The sequence below is a fragment of the Vibrio sp. Vb1018 genome, assembly GCF_033338775.1.
GTDB lineage: Bacteria > Pseudomonadota > Gammaproteobacteria > Enterobacterales > Vibrionaceae > Vibrio > Vibrio alginolyticus.
In genome coordinates this window covers 16,695-36,532 of record NZ_JAWOTI010000006.1, presented here as the reverse complement: position 1 = coordinate 36,532, position 19,838 = coordinate 16,695, and the positions used below count along the sequence as shown (strand labels likewise).

Genomic DNA, 19,838 nt, shown 5'->3' with positions numbered 1-19,838 from the left:
TTTTTAACCGCCTCGACTGACCGACACCGCTTTACCAAACCCGCCTCGAGACATCGCCCTGCCAATGGTGCCGCCACCACGTTTATTAAGGCTATTCGTCGCAACTTTGGTCGGCTGATTTCGGTAGGAGCCAAAGAATTGTCCTGCTCCATTATAGAATTTGGATTTATAACGGTACATCGGCTCTGAGTAATAGCTCTTGTTATAACCTTTCAACCCGCTTAATGAGCGACTGTAAAAAAAACCGCCAAAGTTAGGTACATAAGCTCGGGAACTGGAACTGTAGTAACAATCATCCTCGTAGAAATCATTCTCGCATTCGAACTCGCTGCGGTAGCGAGGGGCATTTTGTTCGGCACGAGCTAAAGCTTCTTGGTATGCAATGTCACACTGTTCACTAAACTCAGGCGAGTTAGATTTACACTCATCAGCATCAGAAAAAATGTACCCTTCTATTTTTGACTCGTACGTAGCAAAGAAGAAAATACCACCAAAGGCAGCAAAGGGAAGAATTTTCCCAAGCTTTAAGCTTTTGTCCATGGAAGAACGTTTAACGTTAGAACTCCGCTTCATCGTTCCTCCTAGTAAGTCATGCAAGCGGCATTCAATACGCCGACCGAAACAGAAACTGCGGCTAATACAATACCGGCTGGCAGTTCATCTTTTTCGATACGCTCTGCCACTTTCGGAAGTAAAATAAAGCGTACAATTGCAAATGCGATAATTTGAGCAAGCATTGCAACAACGCCCCACACCATAAAATCGACGATATTGACCGAGTTTTTTGCCGCCCCCGAAATCGCGAGACAGTAACCAAGGAAGGCCCCACTTAGCGCAATCGCTGCTGCTGTATTTTGTTTTTCTTTGATCAGATGCCACTCATCGTATGGCGTCAACTTGACGTAGATGAACTTAAACGCCAATACAAAAATAATAGAAACAGAGAAATAGAGTAAAAAGTTTGGGAAGCCTGCTAACAGGCCAGCAATCATGTGCATTATTGTTCCTTGTTCATTTCTTTCCAGGCAAAATCTTCAATACGTTCATCTGCAATGTAAAACAGCTTGGTACTCGCGGGTACTTCAGCATCTAAATCTGGGTTGAGTTGAATACCATCGCCAATATCAAAAGCAATCAGCGTGGCATGATGGCGTCTTTTGAGAAAAACGAAGAGATTCTCAATAGTGGTGGCAGACTGCTCCTCAGGATAAATAACTGAGTATTGAGTCATACCTCGTGTTGAAGCCAAAAGCTCCTGATGAAGCGCACTTGAGCCCGGGTCAACCGCCGCTTTTGCCAACATTTCTGCGCCAACAGCAGGTATGCATTCCGCTTTCGGGCAATGCTGACTTAGAAGTCGGCCTAGCGCTTCATCTTTAAAGTAAGCGACCAAATGAGCGGAAGGGTTTACAGATGCGCAGTACAGAGCGGCTGACAAGGTAATGTCGTCCGAGAGATTATCCACAATAATGCAAGCGGCTTCGGCAATATTGGCGTTTTTCATCTCTTGCGAATCGGTATAACTGGTCACTTTGATAAAACTGATTTCGCCAGGTAACGGGTTCTCTATTTCTGAACGGCTGCATAAAACAATCGGGCGCTTTCCCTCTTCTTCATGTTGTAACATGCGAATAAGGTGCATCGTTCTCGATCCATTCCAGCCCAACAATACAATATGGTTTTCCACTCTTACTCTCCGTTTTCCTAAAATACCCGCTCGCCAATAGTCCATCGCTGCTCCAGCGACACGCCCCAATAATGCGGCGAATAAGCTCAAACCGCCGGGGATTACAAATAGTACGACAACCCATTTACCCAAATCTGTTACAGGAGAATGGTCGCCATAACCCACCGTACTCGCCGTAACCATGAGGTAATAGATAAAGTTAGCGAAACTGTCTGTTAATGCGGTTTCACCAGCGAGAACCAGCAGCCACCATGAAAGGCTCACATATAAGCCACTAAAGATGAGAAGGCTTCGGTTGCTCAATTTAAGAAGGTGGGAACTAAGCCACTTTTTAACTACTAACCACACCGCCATAAATTTATGACCTCGATATTCATTGATTGCATCAATAGTAACTCATTGATAGTAAGACACAAAAAAACCAGCCATATTCGGCTGGTTTTTGAGATTTACTTTCAGTTACGCCTACTTTTTAAGCATTACCTTTCACTTGCATATTTAGCTGCTCAGCAAAACCTAGCATGCGGTTAAGCGGTATAAGGGATTTAACACGCAGTTCTTCGTCAACAAAAATCTCGTGCTCTTCACCACCTTCACTAAGCGCTTTCTCAATTGCTTTCAAACCGTTCATTGCCATCCAAGGACAGTGTGCACAGCTGCGACATGTTGCGCCTGCACCTGCGGTTGGCGCTTCGATAAGTTCTTTCTCTGGCACAAGTTGCTGCATTTTAAAGAAAATGCCTTTGTCTGTCGCAACGATCATTTGTTTGTGAGGAAGCTCTTTCGCTGCTTTGATCAGCTGACTCGTTGATCCAACGGCATCGGCAAGTTCTACGACGCTTGCTGGTGACTCAGGGTGAACCAAAATAGCCGCATCTGGATACACGCTCTTCATTTTTCGTAGCGCATCAGCAGAGAACTCATCATGAACCACACACTCACCCTGCCAAAGCAGCATATCTGCGCCAGTTTTGTTAGCGATGTACGATCCTAGGTGACGGTCTGGTCCCCAAATAATTGGCTTATCTTCAGCGTCTAAGTGTTCCACGATTTCAAGCGCAATACTCGATGTAACGACCCAGTCGGCACGGGCTTTAACCGCTGCTGAGGTGTTTGCGTAAACTACAACCGTATGATCAGGGTGAGCATCACAAAACTCGCTGAACTTATCCGCAGGACAGCCAAGGTCGAGCGAACATTCCGCTTCCAACGTTGGCATTAGAATGCGCTTTTCTGGTGTCAGAATTTTTGCCGACTCGCCCATAAAGCGAACACCACCAATAATCAATGTACTTGCAGGGTGACGATTACCAAACTTCGCCATTTCCAACGAGTCACCAACAAACCCGCCAGTGTCTTCAGCTAGGGCTTGAATCTCAGGGTCGGTATAATAGTGTGCGATAAGTACCGCATCTTTTTCTTTGAGTAACTTTTTAATACGCTCAATGTAAGATGCTTTTTCTTCTTCGCTTAATGGAACTGGTTTCGGTGGGAATGGGTAAACAGTGTCGATTTTATCTAATATATGGCTCATTGCTCTTGCTCTACGCAACTTCCTTTAATCCGAGTATTGTAACCTCGTTAATTTTCAAAAACCAACTTGTCGCGGGGATTTCTAGCGGTCTAGCCGTATATCTTTGTTACAGGTAGCATTTCCGAGTAGCGAAATTCGGTGCAACACAAGGTCAGAGGCTCTGCATCATTGCTATCGACTTAGCCGTTCTGCACCAACAAAAAATGGAAAAGAAAAAGGAAGCCGAGGCTTCCTTTTCAAAACATAACGTCTTACAGCTTAGAGCTGGCAAGTTTTGCAGATGCACTACCTGGGTATTCATCAACCACTTGTTGGTAGTACTTTTTCGCTTGAGCTGCATTGTTATTACGCTCAGCGATTTCGCCTAACTTAAGCAACGCATCGGCTCGCTTGTTGGAGTCTTTATAAGACACAACAGCGGCAAAACTTTTCACTGCATCCTCATCCTGCTTTTTAGCGAAGTACAACTGACCTAACCAGTAGTGAGAATTCGCTGAATATGTAGAATCAGGATAATCTTTCTGGAACTGCTGGAACGCTGCAATTGCGCCAGTGTAATCACGCTTTTTGAGAATGAGGTCAACTGCATTCTGATATGCCGTTTGCTCATCAACATTTGGAGTGTACTGGCCACCTGTTTTCACAGGTTGTGCTTCTTGTGCAGGTGTGGATTTTATCTCTCCACGAACACGATCCAGCTCGACAAACAACTCACGTTGACGTTGCAACATTTGTTTCATTTCGTAGCTATTTCGCTCTAATTGACCACGCAATTCACTGATCTCTTGTGACATTTGGTCAATTTGCTGTTGCATTTGGAGCTGAACGCGATTGCGATTTTGTAGCAAACGTTCTAGACGTTCTACTTCCGTTTCAGATGAACGGCTCTTAGAGACAGATGATGTGCTGTTGAGATCGGATACTGGAGCTGGTGCAGCGAACGCAAAGTTCGCTGCACTTGCCAGTAACGTAAGCGCAACAGCGCGCTTAGTGTTACTGAACATGAGGATTACCTCGAATTAGTATACTAGAACCGCGCGACGGTTCTTAGCGTAAACTTCATCTGATTGACCTAGAAGAAGTGGCTTCTCTTCACCGTAGCTAACGATTGAGATTTGGTCAGCTTGAACACCTAGTGCTTGTAGGTAGTTCGCTACTGCTTGTGCACGACGCTCACCTAGAGCAATGTTGTACTCAGGTGTACCGCGCTCATCAGCGTGACCTTCGATAGTTACGTTAAGTGCTGGGTTCTTGCTTAGGTAAGAAGCGTGAGCCGCTAGCATCTCTTCGTAATCTGCTGCAATTGTTGAGTTGTCAAAAGCAAAGTAGATTGTTTGAGTTTCACGTAGCGCTTGCTCTTTTAGCTCTTGCTCTGTCAACTGACCGCTTTGATCAATTGGCGTAGCTACTGTTGTTTCCACTGCGCCATTGTTGTTTGTTGCTGCACCAGTGTTAGAAGCAGCGTCGTCGCTTGAACTACACGCTGTAACAGCCATTACAGGAAGCGCGATTAGTAGCCCTTTTAGAACCTTGTTCAGTTGCATCTTATTTTCCTTTATTAATCAAACTTATTACTACAAAAACGGTGACCATGCAGGCGCTCGAACACGCCCATTTGTTGCCGGTAATCTAGCTTTGAATCGACCATCAATTGACACCATCGATAGTACGTTTTTCTTGTTGTAAATCGAGCTATACACAACCATGCCACCGTTTGGGGCAATACTAGGAGACTCATCAAGCAAGGTCTTAGTTAAGACTTGAAGAGCACCAGTTTCCAAATCTTGTTTCGCCAAATTAAATCCTGCGTTGCTGCGGTTCACCATAACTAGGAATCGCCCATCAGGAGTAATCTGACCACCCAAATTTTGGCTGCCTTGCCAAGTCAAACGGTCAATAGAACCGCTGCCCAAATTTACTTGATAAATCTGTGGTTTACCACCCCTATCCGATGTGAAAATCAACGATTTTCCATCCGGATGCCAGAACGGTTCCGTATTATTTGATCTGCCACGCGTAATTTGCGTCAGCTTACGAGTGTTAAGGTCAAACGTATAAACATGAAGCGAGCCTGTTTTAGAAAGAACAATCGCTAACTTATTGCCATCTGGCGAAAATCTTGGCGCACCATTGTGACGTGGGTATGAAGTAATTTTCTCACGTTCACCGGTGTAGATGTTCATGATGAAGATTTCTGCTTGGCCATTTTGGAAGCTAACATACGCAAGCTTTTTACCATCTGGTGACCACGCTGGTGACATTAATGGTTGCTTAGAACGTAAAACCAGACGCTCATTATAGCCATCGTAATCAGCGACTCGAAGTTGGTAAGGGAAACGGTCTTTATCGTTCACTACCACATATGCGATACGAGTCATGAAAGCGCCACGGTCGCCAGTTAACTGTTCATACACCAAATCAGAGATACGGTGAGCGTACTCACGCATACGAGGCCCTTGAACAGTGGCTACTTTATTGAACAGCACATGATCTTTTGACAGAACCAATTCACCGTCACTACCAAGCGCCTTACTCTTCCCACCTGTTAACTGACCACGCACAATATCAACAAGTTGATAGTTGATAACGTAGTCACCTTGGTCGTTTTGCTTGATTGAACCAGTCAATAGCGCATCCACACCTAAATTGGTCCAAGCATCAAAATTAACTTCTGATTCACTGAACGGTGTTTGTGGCATTTTGCTCGTTGGAACTGGGCTGAATTTACCACTACGTTGTAAATCCGAGGCGATAACAGCAGAAACATCCGTTGGAAGCGCTTGTGTGCCCTCCCACTTAAACGGAACAACAGCAATTGGTCGTGCTGAATCAATACCATCGGTAATGACCAACTCTAATGCGGCATTCGCCACATTTGTCATACTGCTAAACAGTACAAACATTCCTAGTAAAAGGCGTCTAATCACGTCTTATTCCTTTTAGTCCAAAGCAACAGTTATGTTGATGTCTTTTAGTCTTTCATTGACCGCTGATTCTGAAGATTTAGGGAACGTCCCTACCTGAGCTATTGCTCGCTTCGCCGCAGCACATACTCGAGTATCGCCACTCAAAACGGTAACACCAGAGACCATCATATCAGTTCCTGTCGGAATCAATTTGATGTTTACCCTACACTCCTTTCCCAGCAAGTAGTCATCCTTAATCAGCTTTTGCTGAATATTTTGAGTATAGATGGATGACATACGAGAAAGTTCGTCGTCAATAAATTGATTGCGCGCAGCACTGTTTTTACTGACCTCATCCTCGAGACCCGCAAAAATATCATCTAACGCGGCTTCTTGAGCTTTACGCTCACGCTCGGCACGCTCAGCTGCTTCTCTCGCTTTACGCTCTCGCTCCGCTGCCTCTTTTGCCGCTTTCTCTTTTGCAATGCGCTCTTGTTCAGCTTTTTCAGCAGCTTCACGCTCACGACGTGCTTTTTCTTCCGCTTCTTTTGCTGCTTTTTCACGAGCCAAACGTTCTTGCTCAGCTTTTGCTATAGCCGCTTCTTTTGCTAAACGCTCCTGCTCAGCTTTACGCACGGCTTCTTCTTTTTCCTTGCGCTCTTTTTCTAGCTTAGCAGCTCGCTCTTTTTCTTTGCGAACACGTTCTTCTTCCTGCTTGCGCTCTTGCTCTTTTTTCTTACGTGCAGCTTCTGCTTCTCGCGCCGCTTGAGCATCTTTCGCTTGCTGCTCTTTCAACTTGCGAATTTGCTCTTCTTCAGCTTTGCGGTTTTTTTCTAGCTGCTCTGCTTCGCGTCTCAGTTTATCAAGACGCTCTTGTTCTTTTTTCGCTGCCTTTTCGCGTTGCTGGCGAATTTCTTTCGCTTGTTGCTGCACAAGTTTTGGATCGATGACAACAGCTTGAACCATTTGCCCTGTAGGCTCTGGTTTAGACATGTTGAAGTCCGTCCCCCAAAGCAGGGCTGCAACTAGAATTGCATGCAAACCAACCGATATTGCTATCGGTTTGGCGTATTGGTTGGGTTTCTTCTTGTGATCTTTCATAGATAATTGATGTCTATTCCCTGATATCGGTCATTAGACCTACCTTAGGGATACCAGCTCGACTTAGTTCATCTAGCAATAGAACAACATCGGCATATGGTGTTGCCGCGTCGCCACCTACCGCAACTGGTGAATCCGGCTTAACCTCTCGCTCCGCTTTCACTCGCACAATAACATCTTGCAACGACAAACCTCGCTGAACTTCTTCATCATTTACGCTTAGGCCTAAATTACCCTCGCTATCAATTTCGATGATAATAAAGCTACTGTCAGTCTCGCCAGCAAGGTCTTGCATAGATTCTGCGGTCGATGTTTTCGGAAGATCAACGTCGACGCCTTGAGTCACAAATGGAGCGGTCGCCATAAAAATGATCAACAGTACGAGCATTACGTCGATATACGGAACAACGTTGATCTCCGCTGTCATTTTTCGCTTTTTAGGTTGATAACCCGCCATGCTTTATTCCTTATCCGCGCTGTCTCGGCCAGCCATCGCTTGACGATGAAGGATGCTGTGGAATTCTTCAGAAAATGTTGCGTAAGTGTGCTCTAGTTTACTCACTTTATTACTTAGGCGGTTGTACGCCATTACTGCCGGAATAGCCGCAAATAGCCCCATCGCTGTCGCGATAAGTGCCTCGGCGATACCCGGTGCAACCATAGACAACGTAGCTTGCTTTACTTCACCCAGCGCAATAAAGGCGTGCATGATGCCCCAAACGGTACCAAATAGGCCGATATAAGGGCTTATAGAACCGACTGTTGCCAAAAACGGTAAGCTTGTTTCTAGCTCATCTACTTCACGAGAAACAGCAACGCGCATTGCGCGGCCAGTGCCTTCCATGATGTAAGCTGGTGAATTTGCGTTGCTCTTACGTAGGCGAGCAAACTCTGTAAAACCTGCGTAGAAGATTTCTTCTGTGCCTTCAATTTCGTCTTTACGCGCTTTTACTTTTTGGTAAAGCTGAGAAAGATCAGTACCCGACCAAAATTTGTCTTCAAACTGCTCTGCATTTTTTGAAGCTTGAGAAAGCACTTTGCTGCGCTTGATGATCATTGCCCATGACACAATTGACATGCCAAGCAACGTCAGCATCACAAGCTTTACCAACAGACTGGCCTGAAGAAAGAGATCTAAAATGGAAATATCAGCAGTCACTATTTGTTAGCTCCGAATTTATAAAGGTTGGAATAGCTATTGGTTTCATTTTCTTATTATCGATACATGCTACCTTAACCGAGGCCTTGCACAATATCTTGCCTTGATCATTGACCAACTCTTGACAGAATTGCAGAGAAGCACGTTTTATTTCTGACACTCGGGTTACGACTGTCAGATGCTCGTCCAGCCTAGCCCCTTGGTTGAAATCGATATCTATGTGTCGGACAACAAAGCCGATATTTTGTTCCAGTAACACATGTTGAGAAATGCCTTTAGCACGTAACATCTCTGTCCGTGCGCGCTCAAAGAATTTTAGATAATTAGAATGATATACAACACCGCCCGCATCAGTGTCTTCATAGTACACGGTGATCGGCCAGTGAAAGAGATTTGATGTGCCTTGCAAGGGAGTACCAATATATTCAATTCTTTAAAGTAATTACTATAACTGAAGCGACAGCAATTGGTACCGAGCTAAGGAAATATTTTTGAAATTTGTAGAAAAAATAAAAGCTAGGCGAGATACCTAGCTTTTATTCGATGATTTAGTAACCGACTTTATTACAGCATATTTCAGCCTAAATGAAATAAAGTGCCGTTAGATAAATTAAGATAGCTAACGAGAAATAAGGACTAAACAAAACTTGCCAGTACCAGTTTCTTGGCTTGAAGCCCACCCCATACACCATACTTGAACATACAGACCAAATCAGTGCTGGTGCGATGATTGAGTTAAAACCACCAATTGCTTGATGGTAAGCTTCAGGGTCCCACATCACCAATCCTACGTGCATAAAGCCAAGGATGAGAGATAAGACTCGTAGCAGAGTCTTATCCATTGGTGCGTGAAGTTTCGCTACCTTATCAGCGAGGTTACTCACTGTCTTTATCCATCATTTCTGAGTGCTCTAGCCAAAGAGCGTTGATGATACCGAATGCACAAGCAAGTAGTACACCTAGAATCCATGCGAAATACCACATAGTAAATGCTCCTTAGTAAAGTGAGTTTTTGTTGTCTTCAATGTACTGGTCATCAAGGCGACCAAACATCTTGTAGTAAGTCCAAGATGTGTAACCAAGGATGATTGGCACCATAACAAACGCAACGCCTGTCATTAGGTTCAGAGTCAGCTCAGATGACGTTGCATCCCACATTGTTAAGCTGTGGCTTGGCATTAAGTCTGAAGGCATGATGAATGGGAACATCGCAAAACCTGCAGTAAAGATAACACCAGCAACACCCAAGCTTGAAGTAATGAACGAAATCGCACATTTTTCAAGACGAGATGCCAATACAGCGAGAAGCGGCATTGCAACACCTAATACAGGAGCAGCCCATAGTAGTGGGTAGTTTTCAAAGTTCTTCATCCACGCACCAGCTTCACGGATAACCTCTTTGTTTAGAGGGTTAGAAGCAGCGTTAGTGTCGATACCGCCAACAATGACGTAGCCATCGATATTTTGGATCCAGAAACCAGCCGCTACAAACGCAGCAACCGTCAGTAAACCAGCCAACTGAGCAACGTTGCGCGCACGCACATGCACTTCGCCTGTTGTTTTCATTTGTAGCCAAGTAGAACCTTGCATCAAAATCATGAACAAGCTTACTAGACCACACAACAGTGCAAATGGGTTTAGTAGACCAAAGAATGAGCCATGGTATGTTGGCATCAAGAACTCACTCAATTGGAATGGTACACCTTGTAGAAGGTTGCCAAACGCTACACCAAAGATGATTGGCGGAACAAAACCACTGATTGAGATACAGATATCCCAGGTATTGCGCCATTTTGGATCTTCGATTTTAGAGCGGTAGTCTAGGCCCAGAGGACGAAGCCATAGCGCTGCTAATGTCAAAATCATCGCTAAGTAGAAGCCTGAAAATGACGTTGCGTAAACCAAAGGCCAAGCTGCGAACAGTGCACCACCAGCAGTGATAAGCCAAACTTGGTTACCATCCCAGTGAGGAGCAATTGAGTTAATCATGACACGGCGTTGCGTGTCGTTTTTACCGATGATAGGTACAAGCGCGCCTACACCCATATCGAAGCCGTCTGTTACTGCAAAACCAACTAGTAGAACACCGATTAGTACCCACCAGATGAGTCGCAAGATTTCGTAATCAAACATCTTGTTATCTCCTTACCTTACGCTTCTACTTGGCGACTAACTTTGTCTTCAACAGAGTCAGCATTTTGCTCGAAGTGGTAGCGACCCGTTTTCAGGCTACTTGGGCCTTTACGAGCGAATTTCAACATTAGGTAAACTTCTGCAATCAGGAATACCGTGTATAGCGCCAGAATTGCGAAGAGTGAAGTCCAGATTTCACCTGCAGTTAGTGCAGAAGCTGCAACATGCACTGGTAAAATTTCACCTACAGCCCAAGGTTGACGGCCGTACTCAGCGACGAACCAACCCGCTTCAATTGCAATCCAAGGTAGTGGAATGCTAAATAGTGCAGCTTTTAGAATCCATTGTTTCTGTTCAATCTTCTGACGACACGTTTGGATAAACGCCGCACCAAAGACAAACAACATGATGAAGCCACAAGCAACCATGATACGGAATGACCAGAATAGCGGCCATACTGTTGGGATTGAGTCGTCCGCAGCAGCTTGGATTTGCTCTTCTGTTGCATCAACAACATTGTCTGTGTAGCGTTTTAGAAGTAGACCGTAACCTAGGTCACCTTTCACTTCATCAAACGCAGTCATGTTTTCTTCTGACTTGTCGCCCGCACGAAGCTTCTCTAGAAGTTCATAAGCGTACATGCCGTCACGAATACGATCGACGTGTTCATCACGTAAATCACGAAGACCTGTTACTTGCTCATCAAAAGAGCGTGTCGCGATAATACCCATTACGTAAGGGATCTTAATTGCGTAATCGGTATGCATCGTTTCCTGATTAGGAACACCAAATAACGTAAATGCGGCAGGTGCAGGTTCAGTGTGCCACTCTGCTTCAATTGCAGCGAGTTTCACTTTTTGAACTTCACCAAGCTCGTAGCCAGATTCGTCACCAAGAACGATGGTAGATAAGATAGCTGCAATACCGAAAGAAGCAGCAATAGCAAACGAACGACGAGCAAACGCAATGTCACGACCTTTTAATAGGTAGTATGAACTGATGCCTAGAATAAACATTGCGCCACAAGTGTAACCAGAAGCAACCGTATGCACGAACTTAACCTGAGCAACTGGGTTTAGTACAACCTCAGAGAAGCTCACCATTTCCATTCGCATGGTTTCGAAGTTGAAATCTGCGCCTACTGGGTTTTGCATCCAGCCGTTTGCGATAAGAATCCAAAGAGCAGAGAAGTTAGAGCCTAGTGCCACAAGCCAGGTAACCGCTAAGTGTTGGCGTTTAGATAGACGATCCCACCCGAAGAAGAATAGACCAACAAAAGTTGACTCCAGGAAGAATGCGACAAGTGCTTCGATCGCTAGCGGTGCACCGAAGATATCACCTACATAGTGGGAGTAGTAAGACCAGTTCGTACCAAACTGGAACTCCATGGTAAGGCCTGTCGCCACACCAAGTGCAAAGTTAATACCGAATAGCTTACCCCAGAACTTGGTCATGTCCTTATAGATTTGCTTGTTCGTCATTACGTACATCGATTCCATAATGGCCAGAAGGAAGGCCATACCAAGGGTCAATGGTACGAATAGGAAGTGATACATCGCTGTCAGTGCAAACTGCAACCGCGATAGATCAACTACGTCAATCATGGTAACTCCTATGTGTCGGCTGAATGACACTCTCTACATATTGCAATCCATATTCAGGTGTTATTTACACTTGAAAAATGTTGAATTATCACAACTCATTGTTGCAAAAATGTGCTTCATTGGTTAGTTAATTGTTAAGCATCAGCTAATATAGCTGGGGCTAATATTACTTGTAAAAACAGATTGTTTCAAAAGGTTTATAGCCGTAACGCGCTTTGATATACATCAATGTTTATGCGCGGAATTTGCACAAAAATCCATCACATTGATCTAGATCAACCAGTATTGGATACGGATGTTAAGAGAGAGTAATCAGGAGAGAAATTAACCAGTTGCAAGCAAACATCGAGTTAACAATCAATGCTTTTTACTTACTAAACCAGTATGAGAAAAAATTCAAAAAATGTGAGTTTGGTCAACTTTAATGAAGCGCTGGGCAACAACGGCCCAGCGAGGGAATCTTATTTTTCAATTCCGAAATGCAAATACGCACGATCTGTCGCGATTCTTCCACGCGGAGTGCGTTGTAAATAACCTTGCTGAATAAGATAAGGTTCAAGAACGTCTTCAATAGTGTCCTTTTCTTCACCTATCGCCGCTGCCATGTTGTCGAGCCCGACCGGACCACCACCAAATTTTTCCATAATCGCGAGTAGTAGCTTACGGTCCATGTAATCGAAGCCTTCGGCGTCCACATCAAGCATATTCAACGCCTTATCGGCAACATCGGCACAAATGTGACCATTGCCTTTTACTTCCGCATAATCACGAACACGACGTAGCAAACGGTTAGCAATACGTGGTGTGCCACGCGCACGTCTTGCCACTTCCAATGCACCTTCAGGTTCCATTGATAAACCTAAACAATCCGCGCTTCGCTGCACGATATCTTGGAGGTCTTTTATCTTATAAAACTCAAGGCGCTGAGTAATACCAAAGCGGTCGCGCAATGGTGACGTTAAAGAGCCCGCTCGGGTCGTCGCACCAATTAACGTAAATGGTGGTAAATCGATCTTAATAGAACGAGCGGCCGGACCTTCACCGATCATAATATCCAGTTGATAATCTTCCATCGCCGGATACAGCACCTCTTCAACCATCGGGCTCAAGCGGTGAATCTCATCGATGAACAACACATCGTTTTCTTCGAGGTTGGTTAACAGCGCGGCCAAATCGCCTGCTTTCTCAAGTACAGGGCCTGAAGTAGTGCGAATGTTCACTTCCATTTCATTGGCAACGATGTTCGCAAGTGTGGTTTTACCCAAACCTGGGGGACCAAAAATCAAAAGGTGATCAAGTGCTTCGCTACGTAACTGAGCAGCTTTAATGAAGATCTCCATTTGGTCACGGACATGGTCCTGACCTTGGTAATCCGCTAATTTTTTTGGCCGAATAGCACGATCAATGACATCTTCATCACGAAAGGCAGGGTTTTCTGGCGCGATTAAACGATCGGCTTCAATCATCTTTTTACCTTGAAAAATGGTTACCTGAGAGAATAATGCCGCTCGTTTAACAGCAAGTGGCATATTTCTATATCTCGTCATCCTGTACAGCGACGAAGGAGCGTGATACAGGATCTTCTATCCGAGCGATTTATGGTCAAATTGTTTCATTAACCGCTCAGCGTGCTGCTATTAGATTCCCAGTCTCGCCAGGCTCGCTGGAATGACACAAAAAACATCGTTAAGCGATTGGCATTAACCTTAGAGAATGAGTTATCTTGAACAAATGTTCACTGTGCAACCAGCGTTACACCATTGATTTTAGAGCTTCACGGATCATTTGCTCACTGCTCATGTCCGGTTTAGCGATCTGAGATACCACTTTCGACGCTTGAGTCGGCTTGTAACCTAGAGCTAGAAGCGCACTGATTGCTTCTTCTTCCGCGTTGTTGGATGTCGCACTAGAATCCGCAGGAGCAGCATCCGTAAATGGTGTAAATAGATCGCCAGCGCCCCACCCTTTCAAGCGGTCTTTCATTTCAACAACCAATCTCTCTGCGGTTTTCTTGCCAACGCCTGGAAGCTTAACCAGCGTAGAAACGTCTTCATGTTCCACACAAGTAACAAATTGCGTTGCTGTCATACCAGAGAGAATACCAAGACCGAGTTTAGGACCAACGCCATTGGCTTTGATCACTTCACGGAAAAGTGCTCGTTCTTTTACCGTGTTGAAACCGTATAGCAATTGCGCATCTTCACGGACAACAAAGTGAGTATAAATAATGGCTTCTTCGCCAACATTTGGCAGTTCGTAAAAACAGCTCATTGGCATCTGGACTTCATAGCCAATGCCATTAACTTCAATTAATACTTCAGGTGGTTGTTTTTCAATCAGTGTGCCACGAAGACGTCCAATCACTATAAATACTCTTTGGAAATGAATTTGCGACAGGATAATAAAGAACTGGATAGACATCCAGTTAATTTTAACGGTAGCGCCCTTTTCTGGCACTGGTTGCTTTGCCCGCTAACGCAACGAGAGTCTTGTTAGTATTGGCATGACAAATCGCCACACCTAAAGCATCGGCTGCATCCGCTTGAGGCTTGGCGGGCAATTTAAGCATCTGCTGAACCATATGCTGAACTTGCGCTTTGTCCGCGCCACCAGTGCCGACGACAGCTTGCTTAATAAGACGAGCCGCGTATTCAAATACCGGCAACTCCGCATTCACCGCAGCAACAATTGCACTGCCACGAGCTTGGCCAAGTTTTAGCGCTGAATCCGCGTTTTTGGCCATAAACACTTGCTCGATCGCGAAAACGTCCGGTTGAAACTGGGTAATGATTTCCGTGACGCCTGCATAAATCTGTTTAAGCCGACCCGGAAGTTCTTTTTCTGAAGTACGAATGCAGCCACTACCAAGGTATTGCAAGTGGCGTCCATTTTGACGAATGACCCCATAGCCGGTAATGCGCGAACCTGGGTCAATGCCCAAAATAATTGACATGAATGTTCCTAAAAATGAGGCCTAATTCGGCCTCAGTCTTTTTATTATTACTTGCTAACTTCGGAGCAAATACCGCTCCCGACACCTTGAGTTTAATCTAGCGTAGCAGCAACGTCGTCAGAGATATCACCATTGTGATAAACCTCTTGAACGTCGTCCAGATCTTCCAAAGCGTCAATCAAACGAAGTAGTTTTGGCGCAGTGTCCGCGTCCAAATCTGCTTTCGTAGATGGGATCAGAGACACCTCAGCGTTCTCTGCCTCAAACCCTGCGGCATCAAGAGCATCTTTTACGAGTCCAAAATCGCCTGGGGCCGTGTAGACATCAATCGAGCCATCTTCTGCCGTTTCAATGTCATCAGCACCACTTTCTAATGCTACTTCCATTACCGCATCCTCATCTAAACCTGGGCCATATGAAATCACGCCTTTCTTGTCGAAAAGATAGTTGACGCTACCATCCGTCCCCAGATTACCGCCTGACTTTGAGAATGCATGGCGTACGCCAGATACCGTACGATTTCGGTTATCCGTCATACATTCGACCATGACCGCCGTACCACCTGGACCATAACCTTCATAGATCACGGTTTCCATGTTGTCGTCGCCTTCACCACCAGCACCTCGGCTGACAGCGCGATTGACAGTGTCACGTGTCATGTTGTTAGACAGTGCTTTATCAATTGCGGCTCGCAAACGTGGGTTATTTTCTGGCTCACCGCCCCCCTCTTTTGCCGCAACAACGATTTCACGGATTAATTTAGTAAAGATTTTGCCGCGCTTCGCATCTTGCGCTGCTTTACGGTGACGAATATTCGCCCATTTACTATGACCAGCCATAATTCACCTTTTAATGTATTTTGACGCTTAATAACAAAACATGTTCTAAAAGCGTTGCTTGGGAAATTGCTTTGGAAGTTTCTTGGGTTTATTTAAACAAAAACTCCCGCAGTTGCGGGAGTTTTCTTCAAATGTTGTGCGCTTATTCTGCGTCTTTTTCTTTCGCTGCAGTTACTGCGATGGCTAGCTCTTCTAGCGCTGCTGGGTTCGCAATACTTGGTGCGTCTGTTAGTAGACACGCAGCTGCTGTTGTTTTAGGGAACGCGATAACATCACGGATGTTCTCTGTACCACATAGCAGCATTACTAGACGGTCTAGACCAAATGCAAGACCAGCATGTGGAGGCGTACCGAATTTCAGCGCATCAAGCAGGAAGCCGAACTTAAGCTGTTGCTCTTCAGGTGTGATACCTAGAATATCAAATACGGCTTCTTGCATATCTGCGTTGTGGATACGAACAGAGCCGCCGCCCACTTCGTAGCCATTTAGAACCATATCGTAAGCGTTAGAATTTGCCGCAGCAGGGTTTGCTTTTAGCTCTTCTGCAGTCACACCTAGAGGCGATGTGAATGGGTGGTGCATCGCGTGTAGGTTGCCTTCGTCATCTTCTTCGAACATTGGGAAGTCAACAACCCATAGTGGAGCCCATGCAGACTCATCCGTTAGCTCTAGGTCTTTACCTAGTTTCAAACGTAGCGCACCCATTGCTTCTGCAACGATGCCCGCTTTATCAGCGCCAAATAGGATAATGTCACCAGATTCCGCTTGAGTACGATCTAGAATGCCGTTGATCACGTCTTCATTTAGGAACTTAGCGACTGGAGATTGGATACCTTCCATGCCCGCTGCACGGTCGTTAACCTTCATCCAAGCTAGACCTTTCGCACCGTAGATGCCAACGAATTCACCGTAGCCATCAATTTGCTTACGAGTCAAAGATGCACCACCTGGAACGCGAATAACGGCAACGCGGCCTTTTTCGTCGTTTGCTGGACCTGAGAATACTTTGAACTCAACATCTTTCACTAGGTCAGCAACGTCTACTAGTTCCAGTGGGTTACGTAGGTCTGGCTTGTCCGAACCGAAACGACGAATCGCTTCGCTGAACGGCATTACTGGGAATTCACCTAGGTCAACATTTAGTAGCTCTTGCCACATTTCACGAACCATTTTCTCAGTCGTTGCACGAACTTGGTCAGCCGTCATGAATGACGTTTCGATATCGATCTGAGTGAATTCTGGTTGACGGTCAGCACGCAAGTCTTCATCACGGAAACACTTAACGATTTGGTAGTAACGGTCAAAACCAGACATCATTAGAAGTTGTTTGAATAGCTGTGGAGACTGAGGAAGCGCGTAGAAGCTGCCTTTGTGAACACGGCTAGGTACTAGGTAGTCACGAGCGCCTTCTGGAGTCGCTTTTGTTAGGACTGGTGTTTCGATGTCTAGGAAGCCGTTGTCATCTAGGAAACGACGAACAAAGCTAGACGCTTTAGCACGTAGCTTGATGCGGTCGCTCATTTCAGGACGACGTAGATCTAGGTAACGGTACTTCAGGCGCTGCTCTTCAGAGTTCTTTTGGTTGAAGTCTAGAGGCAGAACATCAGAACGGTTGATGATTTCAAGACCTTTCGCAAGGATCTCAACTTCACCTGTTGCCATGTCTTTGTTTGCTTGGCTCTCTGGGCGAACGCGCACTTCACCCGTTAGTTTGATACAGAATTCATTACGAAGTGTGTTCGCCACTTCATACGCATCCGCCATATCTGGATCAACAACTACCTGAACGATACCTTCGCGATCTCGCATATCAATAAAAATAAGACCGCCTAAATCACGACGACGGTTAACCCAGCCGCAAAGTTCTACAGTTTGTCCTGCAAGGGACTTGTTCAGGTGACCACAGTAATGGGTACGCATAATGAAATTCCCAATCTCTCAAATGTTGTTAACTACGCTCTGTCAGCCTCATTGCTAAGCAGAGTAAAGATTCAGTTATACGCTGAATGTCCACGAAAATCGACTACTCAACATACAATTACGTGTGTTTTATCATTCACTGGTGCTTTTTAGTACAACAAATGTTCAAAAGCGCACCAAAGCGAAAAAATTGGGGAGGATTATAGCGTGAAATTACCTATTTCAGCAAAACTCTCGTAAAGTATTCACACGAGTAGCAAGCAGTAAAGAATAATGGATAACTTACCTCTTCGACTTGGATTGACGATGTGGTCGCACAATCAATGGCAACAAAGTTTTTACGGCAGCGGGACAAAGCCCGCTGAACGTTTAGAAAGGTATGCGCAAGTGTTTCATACCGTGGAAGGCAACACAACATTTTATGCCACACCGACGCTCAATACAGTGCAAAACTGGAGAGCCGCAACCCACGATGATTTTCGCTTTACTTTCAAACTTCCTAAAGCCATCACTCATGAGCAAATGCTAAGAGGTTGCAGCGAACAACTGAGAGACTTCATGAAAGTCATGGAGCCTTTGCATGACCGTGTAGGCCAATGGACAATTCAATTACCAGCCGCATTTGGTCCTGAGCACCTTGATCGACTGAAAAAGTTCTGTGCGAGCTTTCCACCTAACTTCCCTCTCGGTGTTGAGGTTCGCCATATGGCATTTTTCTCCAAAGGCGAAGAAGAGCGAGCACTTAACCAATGGTTAGTAGAGAATAATATTGACCGCATTATTATGGATAGCCGCCCAGTCTTTGCCGCTAAGCCCGACAATGAGGCGATTATTGATGCACAAATGAAAAAACCACGAGTCCCTGTTCACGCCATTGCTACCGCTGCACACCCTTTGATTCGCTTTATTGGTCATCCAGAAGAACAGCAAAATTACGAGTTTTTTAAACCATGGCTCAACAAGTTGCCACAATGGATTGCCGAAGGTAAACAGCCATATGTCATGATCCATACCGCAGACAATATAATTGCGCCAGAGTTGGCTGCAAACCTGTATAAAGACATACAAAAACGTATCACGCTCCCTGAGTTAGCGCCTTTCCCAGCTGACGATGGCAACTCGCAGTTACAGATGTTCTAACGCAACACATGACAGAGGCGCGAAATTCCCATAAAATACGCGCCTTTTTTGGTGCCTGACATTTTCAGGCGGCTTGTATGCAGAGACTTAGTTATGAACCCTAAGAGCAATCCAGATACTATTTTTTCGGCTCCAATCGATAAAATTGGGGATTTCACGTTCGATGAACGCGTAGCGGAAGTATTTCCTGACATGATTCAACGATCGGTACCGGGTTACAGCAATATCATTTCTGCAATCGGTATGCTGGCAGAGCGTTTTGTAAAACCTCACTCAAACATCTATGACCTTGGCTGTTCTTTGGGTGCTGCAACATTGTCTATGCGTCGCCATATCAAACAAGAAGGTTGCCAAATCATCGCAGTGGACAACTCTCCTGCGATGGTTGAGCGTTGTAAACTTCACGTCAACGCTTACCGCAGTGACACTCCTGTGGATGTAGTAGAAGCAGACATTCGCAATATCGAAATTGAAAACGCGTCAGTGGTGGTGTTGAACTTCACTTTGCAATTCCTCTCTCCAGAAGATCGTTACTCCTTGCTCGAGAAAATTTACGCAGGCCTGCGTCCAGGCGGCATTTTGATTCTATCGGAGAAGTTCGTCTTCGAAGATGAAGTTTCGAACGAACTGTTAATTGACCTTCACCACGACTTTAAACGTGCGAATGGTTATAGCGAACTAGAAATCAGCCAAAAGCGTAGCGCGATAGAAAACGTAATGCGCCCAGATTCAAAGAAAGAACATAAAGAGCGTTTCGCTAAAATTGGCTTTTCTAGCTACGACGTTTGGTTCCAATGCTTTAACTTCGGCTCCATGTTCGCGATTAAATAGACCATGCATACCAAGCCTGAACCATACCGA

Annotated in this window: 22 protein-coding genes; 2 read left to right on the top strand and 20 right to left on the bottom strand. The window is 45.2% G+C overall.

The window, feature by feature from the left end; translation table 11 throughout:
• Positions 1-3 precede the first annotated feature (3 nt).
• The 20 genes from R7Z10_RS08530 to aspS form a co-directional block, all read right to left on the bottom strand.
• Complete coding sequence (locus R7Z10_RS08530; RefSeq protein WP_318104624.1) at positions 4-573, bottom strand: DUF1190 domain-containing protein; 570 nt, start codon at positions 571-573, stop codon at positions 4-6.
• Between the two features lie 8 nt (positions 574-581).
• Positions 582-998: a DUF350 domain-containing protein gene (locus tag R7Z10_RS08525; protein WP_005378281.1), complete on the bottom strand. Its 417-nt coding sequence runs from the start codon at positions 996-998 to the stop codon at positions 582-584.
• Positions 998-2,041, bottom strand: coding sequence for a potassium channel family protein (locus R7Z10_RS08520; protein ID WP_238852469.1), 1,044 nt, complete (start codon positions 2,039-2,041; stop codon positions 998-1,000). Before R7Z10_RS08520 ends, R7Z10_RS08525 begins: the two co-directional genes overlap by 1 nt.
• Before the next feature lie 118 nt (positions 2,042-2,159).
• The gene (gene nadA / locus R7Z10_RS08515; RefSeq protein WP_158173767.1) at positions 2,160-3,221 is read right to left on the bottom strand and encodes a quinolinate synthase NadA; all 1,062 of its coding nucleotides are present in this window, start codon (positions 3,219-3,221) and stop codon (positions 2,160-2,162) included.
• 251 nt (positions 3,222-3,472) lie between these two features.
• A complete protein-coding gene (gene ybgF, locus R7Z10_RS08510) occupies positions 3,473-4,225 on the bottom strand; it encodes a tol-pal system protein YbgF (protein WP_005378285.1) in 753 nt (250 codons plus the stop codon).
• A gap of 15 nt (positions 4,226-4,240) precedes the next feature.
• Positions 4,241-4,765: a peptidoglycan-associated lipoprotein Pal gene (pal, locus tag R7Z10_RS08505; RefSeq protein WP_005378293.1), complete on the bottom strand. Its 525-nt coding sequence runs from the start codon at positions 4,763-4,765 to the stop codon at positions 4,241-4,243.
• Between the two features lie 30 nt (positions 4,766-4,795).
• Positions 4,796-6,148 carry a Tol-Pal system beta propeller repeat protein TolB gene (gene tolB, locus R7Z10_RS08500; RefSeq protein ID WP_005387925.1) on the bottom strand — a complete coding sequence of 451 codons (1,353 nt, stop codon included), beginning with the start codon at positions 6,146-6,148 and terminating at the stop codon, positions 4,796-4,798.
• 12 nt (positions 6,149-6,160) lie between these two features.
• The gene (gene tolA / locus R7Z10_RS08495; protein WP_042522108.1) at positions 6,161-7,228 is read right to left on the bottom strand and encodes a cell envelope integrity protein TolA; all 1,068 of its coding nucleotides are present in this window, start codon (positions 7,226-7,228) and stop codon (positions 6,161-6,163) included.
• Between the two features lie 13 nt (positions 7,229-7,241).
• Positions 7,242-7,685 carry an ExbD/TolR family protein gene (locus tag R7Z10_RS08490; protein ID WP_005378298.1) on the bottom strand — a complete coding sequence of 148 codons (444 nt, stop codon included), beginning with the start codon at positions 7,683-7,685 and terminating at the stop codon, positions 7,242-7,244.
• 3 nt (positions 7,686-7,688) lie between these two features.
• Positions 7,689-8,387 (bottom strand): protein TolQ, encoded by a 699-nt coding sequence (gene tolQ / locus R7Z10_RS08485; RefSeq protein WP_005378301.1) that lies wholly within the window; start codon positions 8,385-8,387, stop codon positions 7,689-7,691.
• Positions 8,377-8,796: a tol-pal system-associated acyl-CoA thioesterase gene (gene ybgC / locus R7Z10_RS08480; RefSeq protein WP_318104621.1), complete on the bottom strand. Its 420-nt coding sequence runs from the start codon at positions 8,794-8,796 to the stop codon at positions 8,377-8,379. Before ybgC ends, tolQ begins: the two co-directional genes overlap by 11 nt.
• A 172-nt stretch (positions 8,797-8,968) precedes the next feature.
• Positions 8,969-9,271 (bottom strand): cyd operon protein YbgE, encoded by a 303-nt coding sequence (gene ybgE, locus R7Z10_RS08475; RefSeq protein WP_005378304.1) that lies wholly within the window; start codon positions 9,269-9,271, stop codon positions 8,969-8,971.
• Positions 9,264-9,371 carry a cytochrome bd-I oxidase subunit CydX gene (gene cydX / locus R7Z10_RS08470; RefSeq protein WP_000270284.1) on the bottom strand — a complete coding sequence of 36 codons (108 nt, stop codon included), beginning with the start codon at positions 9,369-9,371 and terminating at the stop codon, positions 9,264-9,266. Before cydX ends, ybgE begins: the two co-directional genes overlap by 8 nt.
• A 12-nt stretch (positions 9,372-9,383) precedes the next feature.
• Complete coding sequence (gene cydB, locus R7Z10_RS08465; RefSeq protein WP_006742909.1) at positions 9,384-10,520, bottom strand: cytochrome d ubiquinol oxidase subunit II; 1,137 nt, start codon at positions 10,518-10,520, stop codon at positions 9,384-9,386.
• Positions 10,521-10,537: 17 nt separating this feature from the next.
• A complete protein-coding gene (gene cydA / locus R7Z10_RS08460; protein ID WP_005378311.1) occupies positions 10,538-12,124 on the bottom strand; it encodes a cytochrome ubiquinol oxidase subunit I in 1,587 nt (528 codons plus the stop codon).
• Positions 12,125-12,585: 461 nt separating this feature from the next.
• Positions 12,586-13,590, bottom strand: a complete 1,005-nt coding sequence (ruvB, locus tag R7Z10_RS08455) for a Holliday junction branch migration DNA helicase RuvB (protein WP_005378312.1) — start codon at positions 13,588-13,590, stop codon at positions 12,586-12,588.
• A gap of 286 nt (positions 13,591-13,876) precedes the next feature.
• Complete coding sequence (gene ruvA / locus R7Z10_RS08450) at positions 13,877-14,488, bottom strand: Holliday junction branch migration protein RuvA (protein ID WP_318104619.1); 612 nt, start codon at positions 14,486-14,488, stop codon at positions 13,877-13,879.
• A gap of 67 nt (positions 14,489-14,555) precedes the next feature.
• On the bottom strand, positions 14,556-15,077 hold the full coding sequence (gene ruvC, locus R7Z10_RS08445; RefSeq protein WP_005387909.1) for a crossover junction endodeoxyribonuclease RuvC: 522 nt from the start codon (positions 15,075-15,077) through the stop codon (positions 14,556-14,558).
• Between the two features lie 92 nt (positions 15,078-15,169).
• Positions 15,170-15,916 carry a YebC/PmpR family DNA-binding transcriptional regulator gene (locus R7Z10_RS08440; RefSeq protein WP_005378402.1) on the bottom strand — a complete coding sequence of 249 codons (747 nt, stop codon included), beginning with the start codon at positions 15,914-15,916 and terminating at the stop codon, positions 15,170-15,172.
• 142 nt (positions 15,917-16,058) lie between these two features.
• Entirely contained in the window at positions 16,059-17,837 is a 1,779-nt protein-coding gene (gene aspS, locus R7Z10_RS08435; protein WP_005378401.1) for an aspartate--tRNA ligase, read from the bottom strand.
• A gap of 273 nt (positions 17,838-18,110) precedes the next feature.
• Here aspS and R7Z10_RS08430 point away from each other — a divergent pair, with 273 nt between their 5' ends.
• Both R7Z10_RS08430 and cmoA read left to right on the top strand, forming a co-directional pair.
• Positions 18,111-18,977: a DUF72 domain-containing protein gene (locus R7Z10_RS08430; RefSeq protein WP_318104616.1), complete on the top strand. Its 867-nt coding sequence runs from the start codon at positions 18,111-18,113 to the stop codon at positions 18,975-18,977.
• 93 nt (positions 18,978-19,070) lie between these two features.
• Complete coding sequence (cmoA, locus tag R7Z10_RS08425; RefSeq protein WP_017635063.1) at positions 19,071-19,808, top strand: carboxy-S-adenosyl-L-methionine synthase CmoA; 738 nt, start codon at positions 19,071-19,073, stop codon at positions 19,806-19,808.
• The last annotated feature ends 30 nt before the right edge of the window (positions 19,809-19,838 follow it).